Genomic DNA, 18,531 nt, shown 5'->3' with positions numbered 1-18,531 from the left:
CTCCAATTGATGATGCTTTCCCTGCATCAGAACCAACAGAGCTTGACGCGTTAGCGCTTGAAGATGAGCCTGCACCGCATATCGAAATTCTTTTTGAAGATGATGATATTGTTGCTATTCACAAACCCGCGGGCTTATTAGTGCACCGTAGCTATTTAGCACGACGAGAACGCTTTTTTGCGATGCAATTGACTCGAGACAAAGTCGGGTGTCACGTATTTCCTGTGCATCGCTTAGATCGACCTACATCGGGTATTTTACTGTTTGCTAAAAGTAGTGAGATGGCCAATGCACTGTGTGAACAATTTGCCGAACACACTATCGAAAAACATTACTTGGCTATTGTGCGCGGCAATATGCATGAAGGGGCGACATTAGATTACTCGCTAAAAGTTGAATTAGATGATTTAGGTGATAAAGACGTTGATCCAGATAAAGCGGCACAACATGCTGTGACCACCTATCAACCACTTTTAAACAGTGAGATCCCATTTACTTCAGGCCGTTACCCAACGAGTCGTTATGCTTTGGTGCATCTTTCACCTCATACCGGCCGTAAACATCAATTACGTCGGCATATGGCGCATTTACGTCACCCAATTCTAGGTGACACAACACATGGTGATGGTAAGCAAAATAAGTTTTTTAGAACGCACTTTGAAGTGAATAGATTATGGTTAATTGCCAAAAAGCTGAGTTTTAATCACCCGAGAACCGGCGAGCGAGTCAATATCGAAACCGAATTGGAACAGGAATGGCTCGATCTGTTTACTGGCTTAGGCTGGGAAGATGCGGCATTGTCAAATATTAACAATGCCGTGCAAATAGCCGTAAATTAAGGTTTTGTTTTAACATCTTCTTTTGGTGCAATTAATGATACTTGTGAACTACTGTGCAAATCTTGCGAATGTTTCAAGCTCAGTACAGTATGGAAGTAGCACATTCTTCTAATGTGCGCTGCACGGTTAAGGTGTTTACGGTGTTTCAGTCTGCAAGAGTGTTTCATGACTTCCTCGTACACATTCACTTTTAATTGCTGCGAAGCTTGCAGCAACGTTCATCGATAAAGTATGTTAAGGGTATAACTAAATAGCTTGTAGGCGAAGTAAAACATGAAAAAAGTTAATCTAGTTTTTGGAACGGTGTACGGTGGGGCGCAGTATGTCGCTGAAACAATGCAGCAGTTGTTAGCGAACTCAGGTTATGACGTTGTTTTATATTCAAGCGACGAACTTGTAGACTTTGTTCCGCCGCAAGATGAACTTTTATTGATGATATGCTCAACAACAGGGCAAGGCGATCTGCCTGATGATATTCTGCCGTGGTTTTTAATGATGCAGTCAACCGCCCCTTACCTACCAGAACTAGCTTTTGGAATTATTGGCTTAGGGGATTCAAGCTATGAAACATACTGTGGGGCGGCAGAGCAACTCGTCGCGCTTTTTGAAGATCTAGGGGCCAAGCAGGTTGGCGAGTTTTTAAAAATTGATGCTGGCGAAACCATGGAGCCTGAGGTCGCAGCGGAAGCTTGGCTTCCGAGCTGGTGTGAGCGTATCAATAACCTTTAACCCTTCATTAATTAAGAGGCCAAATTAGGTGAAATTTGGCTTTTTATTACAACTCATAACTCAGATAATCATCACAAATTTGCCATAATGCTCTCGCCATTTAGGTTTGTCTTGCTCTACTCTCCCTTATGAAACTTGTATTAAAATTAGTCGCTTTGTTCATGGTAATCATTTTTGCGTTTACGTAACGTTTAGTGGGTTAGCATTATTTATACACTAAAAATAACGCTGTAATAATGGTAAATTTTACGGCAATTATCAAAATTGCCTTTGCTTATCATGGTACTTATGCTGACTCAATTTAAGCAATCACAAGCAAATGTTTACCTGATAATTCTGACCGCGAGAGGGCATATGGAACGAAAAGTATTGATTATTGATTGTGCTGATGCGCCTGGACTCATCACTAAGATCACCGCAGCATGTTTTGAACACGGCCTCAATATTATTAAAAACAGTGAGTTTGTTGATAATGCCCAAGGGCGTTTTTTTATGCGTACCGAGCTTGAAGGCGTTTTTGATTCAGCCAATTTATTAGCACAATTGCAACGTGTACTACCAGCAATAAATCATACTAAATTAGTCGATGTGGGCAAGAAAAGAATCGTGGTAATGGTGACGAAAGAAGCCCATTGCATTGGCGATTTGTTGCTAAAGTCATATTCTGGTGCACTAGACGCTGAAATTGTGGCAGTGGTTGGTAATTACGACTTATTGGCGCCACTGACTGATAAATTTGATGTGCCGTTTCACTTTATTAGCCATCAAGATATGAATCGTGTTGAACATGAGCAGGCAATGTTAGCTGTAATTAATAGCTATACCCCTGATTACATAGTACTTGCTAAGTTTATGCGAGTTTTAACCCCTGAGTTTGTTAGCCAATATCCCAATAGAATAATTAACATTCATCATTCATTTCTACCAGCTTTTATTGGGGCGTCACCTTATCGGCAGGCGTGGGAAAGAGGAGTCAAAATTATTGGGGCTACGGCTCACTTTGTCACTAATTCATTAGATGAGGGCCCGATAATTAAGCAAGATGTTATTCCGGTTGACCATAGCTATAGTGTCGAGGCGCTGTCTAAATGTGGCCGCGATGTTGAAAGAAGTGTTTTAAGTAAAGCATTACAACTAGTGATTAATGAAGATGTGGTGGTATATGGCAATAAGACTGTTGTGTTCTAGCGGTTTTATCTAGTTGCTTAAGTCATGTAATGAACGCTATTTTGACGCCATTAAAATTCCGCTGGAAAGTGGTTTTTAATGGCGCCAGAAAAGAGATTAATCAACGATACGTAATAGTTCGTTAATACCTACTTTACCGCGTGTTTTAGCGTCGACTTTTTTAACAATAATGGCCGCGTACAAGCTATATGTACCACATTTAGATGGTAAATTGCCCGACACAACAACAGAGCCAGCAGGAACTCGACCGTAATGGACTTCGCCTGTTTCACGGTCAAAAATACGTGTGCTTTGACCAATGTAAACTCCCATTGAGATCACGCTGCCTTCTTCAACCACTACGCCTTCAACAATTTCTGAACGCGCACCGATGAAGCAATTATCTTCAATAATGGTAGGGCCAGCTTGTAAGGGTTCCAGTACGCCACCAATACCTACGCCGCCCGATAAATGCACATTTTTACCTATTTGGGCACAAGAACCTACAGTGGCCCAAGTATCAACCATTGAGCCTTCATCGACATAAGCGCCAAGGTTAACGTAAGAAGGCATCAATACGGTATTTTTACCGATAAATGAACCTTTACGAACTGCTGCCGGAGGCACTACGCGAATGGCTTCTTTTCTAAACCGAGCTTCATCATAGTCGGCAAACTTCATAGGAACTTTATCAAAGTACTTTGTTTCGCCGCCGTCTATAAGGCCGTTATCAAAGATGCGGAAAGAAAGTAGCACGGCTTTTTTTAGCCATTGGTGTACATGCCATTCGCCGTTAATTTTCTCGGCAACTCTAGCTTCACCTGAATCGAGCATCGCAATGACTTTTTCTACATCAGTACGAACACTTGCTTCTACAGATGAAGGGGTTATTTCAGCGCGAGCTTCAAAAGCCGCCTCTATTCGTTGGCGTAAAGCCTCCATTAACTTCTCCCGGTTTTATTGTTTAATTTAATCGTTAAAGTGCACTTGTTAGTGCTTCTCGTAATTTTTCTTGTTCAGCTTCATCTAACTGCTCGCCTTCGGCGTTTTGCAGTAAGAAGAAATCTTCAGCTCTTTCACCTATGGTGGTGATTTTTGCTGCCAGTAGCCGAATTTGGCAGCGATATAATACTTCACCAATTCTTGCTAGTAGCCCCGGTGAATCTAATGCGATCAATTCCATCATACTGGTGCCGTGGCGGCGGGTAGGGGGGAAACTGACTTGGGTCGCGACTTTAAATGGCTTCATTCTTCTAGAAAGGTTTCTAAATTTGGGAAGCTTTGGTGAATCGTTGCTTAAGGCTTTGATTAACGTTTTTTTAATGCCCTGGATCCGCGAAAGTTGCGAAACCGGTTTGCCATCTTGTTCTAAAATGACAAAAGAGTCTAGTGCATATTTGTCTTTCGAGATCATAATGGTTGCGTCGTGAACATTAATATTCTTATTATCTAAAATTGCCATAACCGTGGCGAACAATTTAGGCTTGTCTTTGCCATATACAAAGAGTTCCGTACCGCCACGAGTCATGTGTTTAGAGATAAGAACTAGCAATGCATCATCGTTTTTATGTTTGATTATCGATTCAGCATGCCATGCAATTTGATTGGGTTGATGACGCAGAAAATAGTCTGCTTTAAAGCGTTGCCATAATGTGTCTAGGTCTTTCTCTTTAATACCACGACGTAATAGATCTTTTTTGACCTTAGCTTGGTGTTCACGCACCCGAGCCCTAATATCGACGGGTTTCTCTTTCCCCCGTGCTAATACCCGCTGGGTTGCAAAATACAGGTCGCGTAAAAGCGATCCCTTCCAACTATTCCAGGTTTTTTCGTTGGTGGCGCAAATATCAGCTACAGTGAGGCAGTAAAGATAACTGAGGTGTACTGCATCGCGCACTTTAGTGGCAAAATCACTGACAACATCAGGGTCGGAAATATCACGCTTTTGTGCTGTGACAGACATTATTAAGTGGCTCTCAACTAACCAGCTCACTAAGCGTCCGTCATGGTCGCTCATACCGTGTAACTTACAAAATTCGAGTGCATCGACTGCGCCGAGCTTACTATGATCGCCACCGCGACCTTTACCGATATCATGAAATATCGCGGCTAACACCAGTAAACATTTTTTAGGAAGTTGATTGATCAGTACTGAACCTAGCGGGAACTCTTCTTTTTGCTCTTGCTGAGAAAATCTATCGATATTAAGCAGTAACCTATGTGTGTGTTCATCAACGGTGTAAGCATGGAACAAATCAAATTGCATCTGTCCTTCAATATTTCGCCAAGCAGGTAAATAGGCAGACAAAATACCATGCTTATGCATCAGCGATAGCGACACAATACCACGTGGGTGCTGTATTATTTCAATAAATAGCTCACGACAGCGCTCATTAAACATTAATGCTTGTTTTTGAGTTCGTCTTGCCTGCCTAAGGCTACGTAATGTGACGGCATAGATGTCTTGTATATTAGAGTTTTTGGCGACACATAAAAATAACTGCAAAATATTTTCTGGGGTGTCGAATAAATCAGGCTGTAGGCTTTCTATAAACTTGCCACGTCGTTGAAATAGGTTATTGATTGGCACGACTTCGAGTGCCTTTATATGGCCTAATGTGGCACGCTTAAATAGCTGTAGTAACATTTGGTTTAACTCCATTACCCGCCTTACAGTGCGGTAATAGCGCTTCATTAATTGTTCTACAGCCAGCTGGGTTTTGTCTTCATAGCCCATTAAGTCAGCTACTTGACGCTGTAAGTCAAATAGCAACCTGTTCTCATCTCGGCCTGAAATTAAATGTAAACAGCAGCGTAATTGCCATAAAAAGTCTTGGCACTCTAGTAACTCATTTAACTCGTGAGGCTCTAAAAACTCATGTACAACAAGATCTTCTAATTTATCGGCATTAAAATGACGCATTGCAACCCAAGCAATGGTTTGAATGTCACGTAGCCCACCAGGACAGCTTTTTAAATTGGGTTCTAAATCAAATGCGTTTGCTTTGGTATGGCGGGCAGTTTGCTCATCGCGCTTAGCAACATAGAAATCGCTGCTAGGCCAAAAGTCGTCTTCACGAATCGCGCTATAAAGCATATTGAACAAAGATTGCGGGCCACACAAGTGACGAGATTCAAGTAAGTTAGTTGCAATAGTAATATCGGCACTGCCTTGCGCAATGGTCTCGTTGATGCTGCGTACACTGTGACCGACTTCTAACCCTGCATCCCAAATGAAGGCAATAAATGAACTTAAGGCTTGCTCAGCGGCTGGTGTTAGCTCTCCTTCAGTTAAAAACAGAATATCAACATCAGAGTGTGGGTGGAGTTCGCCCCGCCCGTAACCCCCTACTGCAATTAACGCGATAGCAAACTGTTGTAAGCCATGTTTCTGCCACTGAATTTGCAATAATGCATCGACATGTAAACATCGTTCATTGACGATGGCACGAATATCAGAATTATCACTAAAAGATTCGAGCAGTGTGTTGTTTAAGTCAATGAGAACACTTTTGGCTGTCTGGGCACTATTCATTATTATTTTCTTTAATGCATTTATAAGGTCAGTGTAAATTGATTATCTATGCAAAAAATCCAAATTTGAAGCGCTTTGTGACTATAAATTATATCAATATGAAAAACAGCGTTGAACGAGAATGATTTAACTTGAAAAATAGGGGGGACAAAGGGAGCAGGGCGATTGTTTAGTAATGTGTAATGCAGTGATATTTTTAAGTTTATGATTTGTTTGATGATGCTTACAACGTGATAAAATGGGCATGAAGACTCATGCCCATTTTCAAGTATATTAATGATTGATAATGCGCGGAAGATCTTTTTCTTCTTGGCGTAAGGTCAATACTTCAACACCTGTTTTGGTCACTAAGAGTGTATGTTCCCATTGCGCTGAATTTTTACCGTCAGAAGTGGTTACTGTCCAGTTGTCGTTTTTATCTAAAATACCGGTGTGGCGGCCTGCGTTGATCATTGGTTCAATCGTAAAACACATACCAGGGCGAAGAACTGTTTTGTCATTATTCTTATAATGCATCACTTGTGGCTCTTCGTGGAACACTGCACCAATACCATGGCCACAGTAATCGGTCACAATGCTGTACTTCTCTAGTCCTGTCTTTTTAGACTTAATGAACTTTTCAATTAGCGTCCCAATTTCGCCTAGCTTCATTCCCGGACGAACTTTTTTAATGCTGGCATATAAGCTTTCTTGAGCGATACGACAAAGGCGTGCATTTTTAGGGCTGACATCGCCAATTAAAAACATCTTTGACGTGTCACCATGGTAACCATCAACAATCACTGTGACGTCGATATTAACAATATCACCATCAACTAATGGTTTATCATTCGGAATGCCGTGACAAATGACGTCGTTGACCGATGTACAAATTGATTTAGGGAAGCCATGGTAGTCAAGAGGTGCCGAAATTGCACCATTGTCTTCGGTAAATTTTGCACAAATATCGTTGAGCTCATTAGTGGTGACGCCAGCAGTAACGTGCGGTGCGATCATTTCAAGAACTTGGGCTGCTAGTTTCCCCGCGGCGCGCATTTTCTCAATTTCTTCAGGTGTCTTAATTACTATACTCATTCAAATGTCTCTTTAATGTCTTTAATTTGTCGTCTTGCATTAGCGGTATTATGCCCTAAAAACGACGTAAATATTTGTGTTTTTTTTTCAATTATGGTATAAAGCGCGCCGTTATGTTTCACTCTTGGCAGTTCCCTATATGGTGACTGATTGGAGTCAAGCAAGCCGCCATTATACATGGCTAACGATAAATACTAAATCACACACATATCGACACGTTCTTCGGGGTGCCCTTTTATAGGGTCGAAGATATGGGATATGTGGAGGTCTAACCCCTAAAAATATTTAAGGTAAATAAAATGACTACAGTTTCAATGCGCGACATGCTACAAGCCGGTGTTCACTTCGGTCACCAAACTCGTTACTGGAACCCAAAAATGAAACCATACATTTTTGGTGCTCGTAACGGTGTTCATATCATTAACTTAGAGCACACTGTGCCTATGTTCAATGAAGCATTAGCGTTCATCAGCAACATCGCTTCTAAGAAAGGTAAGGTTCTTTTCGTTGGTACTAAACGTGCTGCAAGCGAAGCAATCAAAGAGTCTGCTATTTCTTGTGACCAGTTCTACGTAGATCACCGTTGGTTAGGTGGTATGTTGACTAACTGGAAAACAGTTCGTCAATCAATTAAGCGTCTTAAAGATCTTGAAAGCCAGTCAGTTGACGGTACTTTCGACAAGCTTACTAAGAAAGAAGCGCTTATGCGTACACGTGAACTTGAGAAACTAGAAAAATCTCTTGGTGGTATCAAAAACATGGCTGGTCTTCCAGACGTGATTTTTGTAATCGGTGCTGATCACGAGCACATCGCAATTAAAGAAGCTAACAACCTAGGTATCCCTGTTGTTGCTGTTGTTGATACAAACTCTTCTCCAGACGGTATCAACTACATCATTCCTGGTAATGATGATGCTATGCGTTCTATCCGTTTATACGCTGAGTCTGTTGCTGCTGCTGCTAAATCTGGTCGTAACCAAGACCTAGCTGTGCAAGCTGAGCAAGACGGTTTCGTAGAAGCTGAATAATAGGGTTGATGATTTTCATCCCCCTTATTAACCAAGGTACTTGATTGGTAAACAGGGGCCTAAAATAGGCCCCTGTTTTATATCTATTGAATTTGAAGAATTATCTGTAGAGGATTTAACCATGGCAATTACTGCTGCCCAAGTTAAAGAACTTCGTGACCGCACTGGCGCTGGCATGATGGACTGTAAGAAAGCTTTGACCGAAACTAACGGTGACATCGAGCTTGCAATTGACAACATGCGTAAGAGCGGTGCTGCAAAAGCGGCTAAAAAAGCGGGTAATATCGCTGCTGAAGGCGCAATCCTTATTAAGAATGGCGAAGGTTTCGCTGCTCTATTAGAAGTTAACTGCCAAACTGATTTCGTTGCAAAAGATGCTAACTTCTTAGCGTTTGCAAACTCAGTACTTGACGTTGCATCAGCATCTAAAGTAACTATTGAAGATCTTAAAGCACAGTTTGAAGAAACTCGTGTTGCTCTAGTTGCTAAAATTGGTGAAAACATCAACGTTCGTCGCGTTGAGTACATCAATGGTGCAAATCTAGCTCAGTACCGTCACGGTGAGCGTATCGGTGTTGTTGTTGCTGGTGAAGCTGACGAAGAAACTCTTAAGCACGTTGCTATGCACGTTGCTGCTTCTAAGCCTGAATTTGTTAACCCTGAAGATGTTCCTGCTGATCTTGTTGCAAAAGAAGAAGCACTTCAGATCGAAATCGCTATGAACGAAGGCAAGCCTGAAGAGATTGCTAAGAAAATGGTTCTAGGTCGTATGAAGAAGTTTACTGGTGAGATCTCTCTTACTGGCCAAGCTTACATCATGGAACCAAAGAAAACTGTTGGTGCTGTTCTTAAAGAGAAAGGCGCTTCAGTTTCAAGCTTCATTCGTTTAGAAGTTGGCGAAGGTATCGCGAAGAAAGAAGAAGATTTTGCTGCTGAAGTAGCTGCACAAATCGCTGCTACTAAAGGTTAATCCTTTTTGCTAGCTAAACTAAGACCGTAGCAATTGCTGCGGTCTTATTGTATTGACTGAAATAACTTTATGCCGCTGAGCATCAATAATGCACTGTGAAGTTATTTAAGTATACAATTCCCTAAAGCCATTATCAGGACTAATAAATATGAGTACCAATCCTAAACCTGCATATCGCCGTATTCTTTTAAAATTAAGTGGTGAAGCCTTGATGGGTGAAGAAGGCTTCGGCATCGACGCTAAAGTACTTGACCGTATGGGACAGGAAATAAAAGAACTTGTTGAATTAGGTATTCAAGTTGGTGTTGTCATTGGTGGTGGTAATTTATTCCGTGGTGAAGGCCTTGCACAAGCTGGCATGAATCGCGTAGTTGGCGATCATATGGGAATGCTTGCCACTGTGATGAATGGTCTAGCAATGAGAGACTCATTGCACCGTGCTTATGTTAATGCACGTTTAATGTCTGCAATACCGCTTAAGGGTGTATGTGACGATTACAATTGGGCTGAAGCGATTAGTTTATTAAAAACAGGCCGAGTTGTTATTTTTGCCGCAGGTACAGGCAACCCTTTCTGTACAACTGATTCTGCAGCATGTTTACGTGGCATTGAAATTGAAGCCGAAGTGGTTCTTAAAGGGACCAAGGTTGACGGTGTTTACTCTGACGATCCAGTGAAGAACCCTGAAGCTGTAAAGTACGATACAATGACGTACAACGAAGTGCTAGATAAAGAATTAAAAGTAATGGACTTGGCTGCATTCACCTTAGCCCGAGACCACAACATGCCAATACTTGTGTTCAATATGAATGAGCCAGGTGCTCTGCGCCGCGTTATCATGGGCGAGCAAGAAGGTACATTAATTAACGCGGGTTAATTAACATTGGGATGATCTGTACAGATTATGGATTGTCATCAAATGATAAATGTGGTGACTTCACTTTAATATTTGTGGTGGAGTACATTAATGGCTACTGTAGCGGTTTAAGTCATACAGATAAATCGCATAGTCGTTTGGTGGGTTTAGTAAATGAATTTGCTAAACCCTCTACCAACATGATTGAATATAGAGTTTAGGTTTAACAGATAACTATCTCCTAGTGACCTTAAAGGACGAATAACGTGATAAACGAAATTAAGAATGATGCGAAAACTCGCATGGGTAAATGTGTTGAGTCGACCAAGATTCAAATGGCTAAAGTACGTACTGGTCGAGCTCACCCGAGCTTATTAGATACCATCAAAGTACCTTACTACGGTTCACTTACACCGTTGAAGCAAGTTGCAAGTGTATCTATTGGTGATGCTCGCACATTAAATGTATCAGTATTTGACCGTACAATGATTGCTGCTGTAGAGAAAGCAATTATGAGCTCAGATCTTGGCTTGAACCCAATGTCAGCTGGTGCGACTATCCGCATTCCGCTTCCTGCATTGACTGAAGAGCGCCGTAAAGACCTTATTAAGGTTGTTCGTGCAGAAGCTGAGAACAGCCGTATTGCTGTTCGTAATGTTCGCCGCGACGCAAACTCTGATGTTAAAGCATTAGAGAAAGAGAAAGAATGCACAGAAGATGACGTGCGCCGTACAGAAGATGAAGTGCAGAAATTTACTGATGCACATATCAAGCAAGTCGATGAAATCTTAGCGGCAAAAGAAAAGGAATTGATGGAGTTCTAATATTAGAAGCTATCATGGTTTATAGCGCTTTTTTGCAACCTCAGGTATGTTATGGCTCACGCCTTAGGCCAAAAGCTTAATGGGTGGTCGAATATTGAGCGTGAAAAGCTAACAGGCTATAGAGTTCAGACGCCGTGTAGAGGTATACTACGCGGCGTTTGTATATTTAAAGGATTGTAATAGATGTCAATCGATTCTCAATCTGACACAGATTTGTTAGAGATTTTGCCGGACAAGTTAGCTGTGTTGGTAAAACAATCGATACCTAAACATGTTGCAATTATTATGGATGGCAACGGGCGTTGGGCACAAGCACAAGGCAAGCCTCGAGTCGTTGGTCATAAGGCCGGTGTTAAGGCGGTTAGGCGTGCGGTCAGTTCAGCTCGAAGCTTAGGTGTTGAATCATTAACGTTGTTTGCTTTTTCCAGCGAAAACTGGCGTCGACCTGATAAAGAAGTCAGCTTGTTAATGAGTTTGTTTTTCACCGTATTAACTAGAGAAATAAAGTTACTCGATAAAAACGGTGTGCGACTGAATATTATCGGTGATACTAGCCGATTCTCGACTCGCCTACAGAAACAGATTGTTACAGCTCAAGAGCAGACGGCAGGAAATAAAGACTTAGTGCTTAATATTGCGGCTAACTATGGTGGCCGTTGGGATATTATGCAGGCGGCCAAAAAATTGGCTGTGAAAGTTGAATCTGGCCTGATGAGTAGCGAAGAGGTCACTGAGGAAGCATTAAATGAGCAGCTTTGCATGCATGGGCAAGCAGAAGTCGATTTGATGATCCGTACTGGTGGTGATTATCGCATTAGCAACTTTGTCCTTTGGCAAGCTGCATATGCAGAGCTAGTCTTTACTGAAATGTTATGGCCTGATTTTGACGAGGATGCTTTTAAAGATGCCATTGTTAAATTTTCTAGCCGCCAGCGCCGTTTCGGTTTGACGGGTACTCAAATTGATACCATCAGCGCTTTGTAAAAATTTTAAGAGGGCAGTTTCTTGCTAAAACAACGAATAATAACAGCAATATGGTTAATCCCTTTAGTGTTTGGTGCCATTTTTGGCCTACCAACTGAGTATTTTTCTTGGGCACTGTTGGGCGTATTTCTTATCGCGGGTAAAGAGTGGGGGCGGATCATTGATAGTCAGTGTGAAATGACACAATGGAGCTTCACTATTACTATTGGCGTGCTGCTGATCGCGCTTAACCTTTTCGTACCAGCGGACGAAATTTGGCTTCGAGGTATGATGCATCCGATTTTTCTCGGAGTGATTGCCATGGGAGGGATTTGGTGGTTAATTTCTTTCTTTATGGTTATTACATACCCTAAAAGTGCTGGCTTTTGGCAGAAAAGTCATATGCTGAAATCAATGTTTGGTCAGCTTACATTAATTCCGTGTTTTGTTTCCCTCCTGTCTCTTAAAGCACTGAGCAGCGATGCGGCGCCTTATTTTGGTGGTACGCTAGTTTTTTTAGTTATGTTAGTGGTTTGGGCTACTGACTCTGGAGCCTATTTTGCTGGTAAATCTTTTGGTAAGCACAAGCTCATGCCGAACGTTAGCCCTGCTAAAACCGTTGAAGGCTTGATCGGTGGTTTGCTTGCCTCAATGTTGATTGTTGCAGGTGTTATGTATTTCTCTCCAGAGCAAGAGTTAGGTTTATTGATTGCAGTGACATTATTTACTGCGCTGGCTTCTGCAGTTGGTGACTTGTCTGAAAGCATGTTTAAACGGGTTGCCAACATTAAAGATTCGGGCACCATTTTACCGGGACATGGTGGAATATTGGATCGTATCGATAGTCTTACTGCTGCACTTCCGGTCTTTACCTTAATTTATATAGCTTTTTGGATGTAACTATATGCAAAAAATGGTGATTTTAGGTGCTACAGGCTCTATAGGTAGTAGTACTCTTAGCGTGGTAGCCTGTAATCCTGAGCAGTTTAGTGTGTTCGCATTGGTGGCAAATACTAATGTAAATAAAATGCTTGAGATCTGTATTGAACATCGTCCTAAAGTCGCTCATATGGTTGACGAAAAAGCCGCAGCAGAGCTGAAAAAACAGCTTCCAAGCCATTTAGGGATTGAGGTATCAACCGGTGAAGATGAGCTGTTATCACTAGTGAGTCACGCTGACGTTGATAGTGTTATGGCTGCCATTGTCGGTGCTGCCGGACTGCCGTCAACTTTGGCGGCGATTAAAGCCGGTAAGCGCGTGTTGCTGGCCAATAAAGAGTCGTTAGTGATGTCAGGTCAGCTCTTTATCGAGGCGATGCAAGCCTCGGGTGCAGAAGTGCTCCCAGTTGATAGTGAACATAATGCAATATTTCAGTGTTTAGCTGAACGCACACAGCTTGAAATTGGGCGTTGTGACCTAGCTCAAGCGGGTGTGTCGCACATTTTACTCACGGGCTCTGGTGGGCCTTTTTTAACTTCTGAGCTATCGTCGCTTTCCTCAATGACACCTGCACAAGCTTGTAAGCATCCAAACTGGTCAATGGGGCGAAAAATTTCTGTTGATTCAGCCAGCATGATGAATAAGGGCTTAGAGTACATTGAAGCGCGTTGGTTGTTTAATGCTCGCCCTGAACAATTAAAAGTGGTTATTCACCCGCAAAGTTTAATTCACTCAATGGTTCAGTATCGTGATGGGTCAGTTATCGCCCAAATGGGCAACCCAGATATGCGCACCCCAATTGCGCATTGTATGTCATTTCCAGAAAGAATTAGCTCAGGAGTTGAACCTTTAGACTTTTTCAAAGTCGGACAGTTAAGCTTCTTAGAACCTGATTTTGATCGTTTTCCATGTTTGGCCTTAGCGATTGAAGCTTGTAAGCAGGGTCAGGAATCGACAACTGTGTTAAATGCAGCCAATGAAGTGTCAGTGGAAGCATTTTTAAATGGCAAAATTCGCTTTACCGATATAGCGATTATTAATGAACAGAGCTTTAGGCATGTAGTTGCAGAACCATTAACCAATATTGACGATATTATGGCGTTAGATATTCAGGCTCGTCGATATGCATTAGAAGCGGTTAGTAAGCTCAATTAGTTCAGAGGAAGTGAATGATAGATTTTTTTTGGAACCTAGGTTCTTTTTTAGTTGCGTTAGGTATTTTAATTGCCGCACATGAATATGGTCATTTTTGGGTGGCGAGAAAGTGTGGCGTTAAAGTTGAACGTTTCTCAATTGGTTTTGGCAAAGCGATTTGGCGCCGTACAGGAAAAGACGGTACCGAATATGTATTAGCCATGATCCCCCTAGGTGGCTACGTTAAAATGCTCGATGAGCGTGTCGAAGACGTACCCGAAGCATTAAAGTCACAAGCGTTTAATCGCAAAAATGTCTGGCAGCGTATTGCGATTGTAAGTGCGGGCCCTATCGCCAACTTCTTATTTGCAATCGTCGCACTTTATGCAATGTATTTAATTGGTGTGCCGGCAATTAAACCGGTTATTGACTCAACGATAGCAGGTACTCCTGCTGCACAAATTGTGGTAAAAGAGCCGCTACAGGTTATCTCGGTTGGTAGTCAAAAAGTAAAAGATTGGGAAGAGGTTAATCTGGCTTTAGCTGGGCATATTGGTAACCAGCAAGTTGATATTGCCGTGGCACCATTAAGTCGTCTTGATGGCGATACTGCCACGCAGCAGTACACATTAAATACCCAGAATTGGAACTTTGATCCTGAAAAAGAGCTGCCAATAACGGCGATTGGTTTGGGTATGTATCGTCCCAAAATTCTGCCAACATTAGCTTTAGTTAGTGAAGATGGCGCAGCGGGTCGTGCAGGCCTGTTAGCCGGCGATATTTTGGTGGCTGTTAACAACGAGCGTTATACACAGTGGACTGCATTTGTTGAGCTAATTCAAGCGTCTGCTGGTAAAAGTCTCGATATTACGGTTAAACGTAATGGTGAACTGCTAACCATGGCTGTGACGCCATTATCACGTGAAAACGCAGCGGGTAAGCTTGAAGGTGTTATTGGTGTCGCGCCAACGACAGAGGCTTGGCCAGATAATATGAAGCAGCAGCTAGAATATGGTGTTATTGATTCTTTTGCTGTCGCTTTAGATAAAACTTGGCAGCTAGTATCGGTCAGTTTTAAGATGATCGGCAAGTTAGTCACCGGTGATATTTCCGTTAAAAATCTGAGTGGGCCAATTTCTATTGCACAAGGTGCAGGAAATAGTGCTAATGTCGGGTTGGTTTATTTTTTAGGTTTTCTTGCTTTGATTAGTGTGAACTTAGGCATTATTAATCTTTTGCCTTTGCCAGTACTAGATGGAGGACACCTTTTGTATTACTTCGTTGAGGTAATAACAGGCAGGCCTGTACCTGAAAAGGTTCAGGAAATTGGATTCAGAATTGGGGCAGCTTTGCTGCTGATGTTGATGAGTGTAGCGCTTTTCAATGACTTTTCCCGACTCTGAGCAAGGACAGACAAATAATTAGAAGTGCTCTATGAGATTGAATAAAATTTTTGCCTCGATGTTATTAGTCGGAGCGTCTTTTTCAGGGAACGGTTGGGCAGAAACATTCCAACCATTTGAAGTAGCTGATATCCAAATTGAAGGTTTGCAGCGGGTTGCACTTGGTGCTGCTCTGCTAAATCTACCTGTTAAGGTAGGGGATACTGTTGATCAATTAAAATTGCAGCAAGCGATAAAAAGCTTGTATTCGTCAACTAACTTCGAAAAAATTGAAGTCCTACGTGACGGCAATATACTCGTGGTTAAAGTCACTGAAAGACCGACTATTAGCTCTGTTACCTTTGAAGGTAACAAAGATATTAAAGATGAACAGTTACAAGAAAGTCTTGATGGTTCCGGAGTTAAAATCGGTGAATCACTTGACCGTACGATGCTATCTGGCATCGAAAAAGGTCTACAAGATTTTTACTATGGTGTCGGTAAGTATGGTGCCAAAGTTAAAGCAGAAATTGTTAATTTACCGCGTAACCGTGTCGAACTTAAATTTAGCTTTACGGAAGGCTTAGCAGCTGAAATCCGTCAAATTAACGTTGTAGGTAATACCGAGTTTAGTGACGAAGAGCTAATCGGTATGCTTGAGCTGAAAGATTACGTTGCATGGTGGGATCTGTTTGGTGAGCGCCGTTACCAAAAACAGATGTTACAAGCCGATTTAGAAACCATCAAAACGTATTATCAAAATCGTGGTTATATCCGCTTTGACGTCACTTCAACACAGGTCGCAATGACGCCGGATCGTAAAGGGCTTTACATTACGATTAATGTTGATGAAGGTGAACAATACAAGGTTAAAGACGTTAAATTAACCGGCGAATTGATGGGGCGTGAAAAGTTACTTCAAGCTATTTTACCTATCAAAGAAGGCGATATGTATAACGGCGGCGACGTGACTTTTACCGAAGAGATGTACGGTAAATATCTTGGGCGTTACGGCTATGCATACCCAGATGTAAAAACCTATCCTGAAATTGATGACGAAACAAATGAAGTTACGCTAAACATTAATGTCAACCCTGGCAAACGTGTCTATGTACGTAACGTTAACTTCTCTGGTAACACAATTACTAAAGATGAAGTGATGCGTCGTCAATTACGTCAAATGGAAGGGGCTTGGTTAAACTCTGCTCAAGTTGAGTTGTCAAAGTCTAACTTGAACCGTTTAGGCTTTTTTGAAACTGTTGATACTGAAACCGTTCAAGTTCCAGGTACTGATGACCTAGTTGATATTGCTTTTAACGTTAAAGAGCAGCCATCGGGCTCGTTTAATGCCGGCGTTGGTTATGGTACTGAGTCAGGGCTTAGCTTGCAGTTTGGCGTGCAGCAAAGCAACTTCTTGGGGACGGGTAACCAAGCGGGTGTGAATTTGAATACCAACTCGTATTCAAAGAGCCTTAACGTGTCATATACGGATCCTTACTTCACTAAAGATGGTGTAAGTTTAGGCGGCAGTATTTTTTGGAGTGAGTTTGACGCGGATGAAGCTAACCTTGAGGCCTATAAAAATAGCTCTTATGGTATTTCGGCAACATCAGGTTTTCCAATTAATGAATATAACCGCATAAACGGTGGTATTGGTTACCGTCATAACGAAATTTCTGAAATTTCAGCTTACGAACAAGCTGTACGTTTCTATAATATTTATCGAGATTCTGACGACCCTAACGCAGGCTTAGGTTTCGATAACTTTGAATTGACCTTAGGTTGGTCACGCAGCACGTTAAACCGTGGTACGTTCCCGTCAGATGGTTCGTCACAGCGCTTGAGTGGTAAAGTGACGGTACCAGGGTCTGATTTACAGTATTTTAAAGCAGATTTCGACACCAAGACATATTATCCAATTGACAGAAATAAAACGTTTGTGTTTTTATCGCGTGCCAGAGTTGCTTACGGTAATGGTTATGGCAAGTTTAATGATAATGACCAAATTTTACCGTTCTGGGAGAACTATTACTCCGGTGGTAGTACGTCACTACGTGGTTTTGAATCAAATTCTGTAGGGCCGCGCTCTTTCTATCAGTATCGTGATAGTGAGCCATGTATCGATCCTTCAGGCAGTACGTGTACGTTACCGGGTGATGCAAGTTCTATTCAAGTTAGCTCTGGTAACTCAATTGGTGGTAACGCCATTGTTACTGCAAGTTTAGAGTTGATTGTACCTACGCCATTTTTAGATGAAGCGTACAGCAACTCAGTTCGAACAAGCTTCTTTGTCGATGCAGGTAACGTATGGGATACTGAGTTTGACTACGATTCTTATCGTTATCTTCCAGTTGAAGAGTTTGATAAACTTCAAGATTATAGCGATCCTAGCCGTATTCGTGCCTCGTGGGGGATGAGCGTGCAATGGATATCGCCGATGGGACCTATGGTGTTTAGTCTTGCATGGCCGATTAAAGAATACGAAGATGATGAAACAGAAGTCTTCTCATTTAATATTGGCCAGACTTTCTAATAATAATTTAAATTTAAATCGGTAATTTTGCTGATACAAAGGAGTGAGTTTTGAATAAGATGTTAAATCGCGCAATGATGGTTTTGGTTCTTTTGGGTGCCCCGCTAGCGGCGCATGCTGAAAAAATCGCAGTAGTTGATATGCAGGCTGTATTTGAGCAACTACCTCAGCGCGACCAGGTTAACGAAACCTTGAAAGCTGAATTTGGTGACCGTGTTGCTGCAGTGCAAAAAATACAAGAAGAGTTACGTGGTTTGCTTGAAAAGCAACAACGTGACGCCGCAACTATGAGCGAAACTCAGAAAACTGATATGGCTCGTAAAATGGAGTCTATGAAAGCGGATCTGCAACTTAAAGGTAAAGCATTAGACGAAGATATGCGTCGTCGTAATGGTGAAGAGCAAAATAAATTGTTACTTGAAGTGCAAAAAACAATCAATGTAATTGCTGAAAAAGAGCAATACGACATGGTGCTACAACGTGGTGCAGTGATCTACGTTAAGCCAGATGCTGATATCAGCAACAAGGTTGTTGAAGCATTAGGTAAAGGCAAGTAA

Annotated in this window: 16 protein-coding genes; 13 read left to right on the top strand and 3 right to left on the bottom strand. The window is 41.9% G+C overall.

What is annotated here, in order from left to right; translation table 11 throughout:
• Positions 1-5: 5 nt before the first annotated feature.
• The 3 genes from truC to purU all read left to right on the top strand — a co-directional run bounded on the left by truC (position 6) and on the right by purU (position 2,756).
• Positions 6-839: a tRNA pseudouridine(65) synthase TruC gene (gene truC, locus RGE70_RS13020; RefSeq protein WP_310472979.1), complete on the top strand. Its 834-nt coding sequence runs from the start codon at positions 6-8 to the stop codon at positions 837-839.
• A gap of 273 nt (positions 840-1,112) precedes the next feature.
• Complete coding sequence (locus tag RGE70_RS13015; RefSeq protein ID WP_310471875.1) at positions 1,113-1,568, top strand: flavodoxin; 456 nt, start codon at positions 1,113-1,115, stop codon at positions 1,566-1,568.
• 354 nt (positions 1,569-1,922) lie between these two features.
• Positions 1,923-2,756: a formyltetrahydrofolate deformylase gene (purU, locus tag RGE70_RS13010; RefSeq protein WP_310471874.1), complete on the top strand. Its 834-nt coding sequence runs from the start codon at positions 1,923-1,925 to the stop codon at positions 2,754-2,756.
• A gap of 96 nt (positions 2,757-2,852) precedes the next feature.
• On the opposite strand, the gene dapD is transcribed toward purU, so the two are convergent.
• From dapD to map, 3 genes are all read right to left on the bottom strand, one after another.
• On the bottom strand, positions 2,853-3,677 hold the full coding sequence (gene dapD, locus RGE70_RS13005) for a 2,3,4,5-tetrahydropyridine-2,6-dicarboxylate N-succinyltransferase (protein WP_310471873.1): 825 nt from the start codon (positions 3,675-3,677) through the stop codon (positions 2,853-2,855).
• A gap of 34 nt (positions 3,678-3,711) precedes the next feature.
• Positions 3,712-6,270, bottom strand: coding sequence for a bifunctional uridylyltransferase/uridylyl-removing protein GlnD (gene glnD, locus RGE70_RS13000; protein WP_310471872.1), 2,559 nt, complete (start codon positions 6,268-6,270; stop codon positions 3,712-3,714).
• Positions 6,271-6,543: 273 nt separating this feature from the next.
• The gene (gene map, locus RGE70_RS12995; RefSeq protein ID WP_310471871.1) at positions 6,544-7,344 is read right to left on the bottom strand and encodes a type I methionyl aminopeptidase; all 801 of its coding nucleotides are present in this window, start codon (positions 7,342-7,344) and stop codon (positions 6,544-6,546) included.
• Between the two features lie 299 nt (positions 7,345-7,643).
• Here map and rpsB point away from each other — a divergent pair, with 299 nt between their 5' ends.
• From rpsB to RGE70_RS12945, 10 genes are all read left to right on the top strand, one after another.
• Complete coding sequence (gene rpsB / locus RGE70_RS12990; RefSeq protein WP_310471870.1) at positions 7,644-8,372, top strand: 30S ribosomal protein S2; 729 nt, start codon at positions 7,644-7,646, stop codon at positions 8,370-8,372.
• Positions 8,373-8,493: 121 nt separating this feature from the next.
• Positions 8,494-9,342: a translation elongation factor Ts gene (gene tsf / locus RGE70_RS12985; protein ID WP_310472978.1), complete on the top strand. Its 849-nt coding sequence runs from the start codon at positions 8,494-8,496 to the stop codon at positions 9,340-9,342.
• Between the two features lie 148 nt (positions 9,343-9,490).
• On the top strand, positions 9,491-10,219 hold the full coding sequence (gene pyrH / locus RGE70_RS12980; RefSeq protein WP_310471869.1) for a UMP kinase: 729 nt from the start codon (positions 9,491-9,493) through the stop codon (positions 10,217-10,219).
• A 245-nt stretch (positions 10,220-10,464) separates the two neighbouring features.
• Complete coding sequence (frr, locus tag RGE70_RS12975; RefSeq protein WP_310471868.1) at positions 10,465-11,022, top strand: ribosome recycling factor; 558 nt, start codon at positions 10,465-10,467, stop codon at positions 11,020-11,022.
• Positions 11,023-11,205: 183 nt separating this feature from the next.
• A complete protein-coding gene (uppS, locus tag RGE70_RS12970; RefSeq protein WP_310471867.1) occupies positions 11,206-12,006 on the top strand; it encodes a polyprenyl diphosphate synthase in 801 nt (266 codons plus the stop codon).
• Positions 12,007-12,027: 21 nt separating this feature from the next.
• Positions 12,028-12,885 (top strand): phosphatidate cytidylyltransferase, encoded by an 858-nt coding sequence (locus RGE70_RS12965; protein ID WP_310471866.1) that lies wholly within the window; start codon positions 12,028-12,030, stop codon positions 12,883-12,885.
• A 4-nt stretch (positions 12,886-12,889) separates the two neighbouring features.
• Positions 12,890-14,080: a 1-deoxy-D-xylulose-5-phosphate reductoisomerase gene (gene ispC, locus RGE70_RS12960; RefSeq protein ID WP_310471865.1), complete on the top strand. Its 1,191-nt coding sequence runs from the start codon at positions 12,890-12,892 to the stop codon at positions 14,078-14,080.
• A gap of 14 nt (positions 14,081-14,094) precedes the next feature.
• A complete protein-coding gene (rseP, locus tag RGE70_RS12955; protein WP_310471864.1) occupies positions 14,095-15,462 on the top strand; it encodes a sigma E protease regulator RseP in 1,368 nt (455 codons plus the stop codon).
• 31 nt (positions 15,463-15,493) lie between these two features.
• Positions 15,494-17,974, top strand: a complete 2,481-nt coding sequence (gene bamA, locus RGE70_RS12950) for an outer membrane protein assembly factor BamA (RefSeq protein ID WP_310471863.1) — start codon at positions 15,494-15,496, stop codon at positions 17,972-17,974.
• A gap of 59 nt (positions 17,975-18,033) precedes the next feature.
• Positions 18,034-18,531 carry an OmpH/Skp family outer membrane protein gene (locus RGE70_RS12945; protein ID WP_310472977.1) on the top strand — a complete coding sequence of 166 codons (498 nt, stop codon included), beginning with the start codon at positions 18,034-18,036 and terminating at the stop codon, positions 18,529-18,531.

It is taken from the genome of Shewanella youngdeokensis (assembly GCF_033180165.1).
Lineage (GTDB): Bacteria > Pseudomonadota > Gammaproteobacteria > Enterobacterales > Shewanellaceae > Shewanella > Shewanella youngdeokensis.
This window is presented reverse-complemented; position numbering and strand designations above follow the sequence as displayed.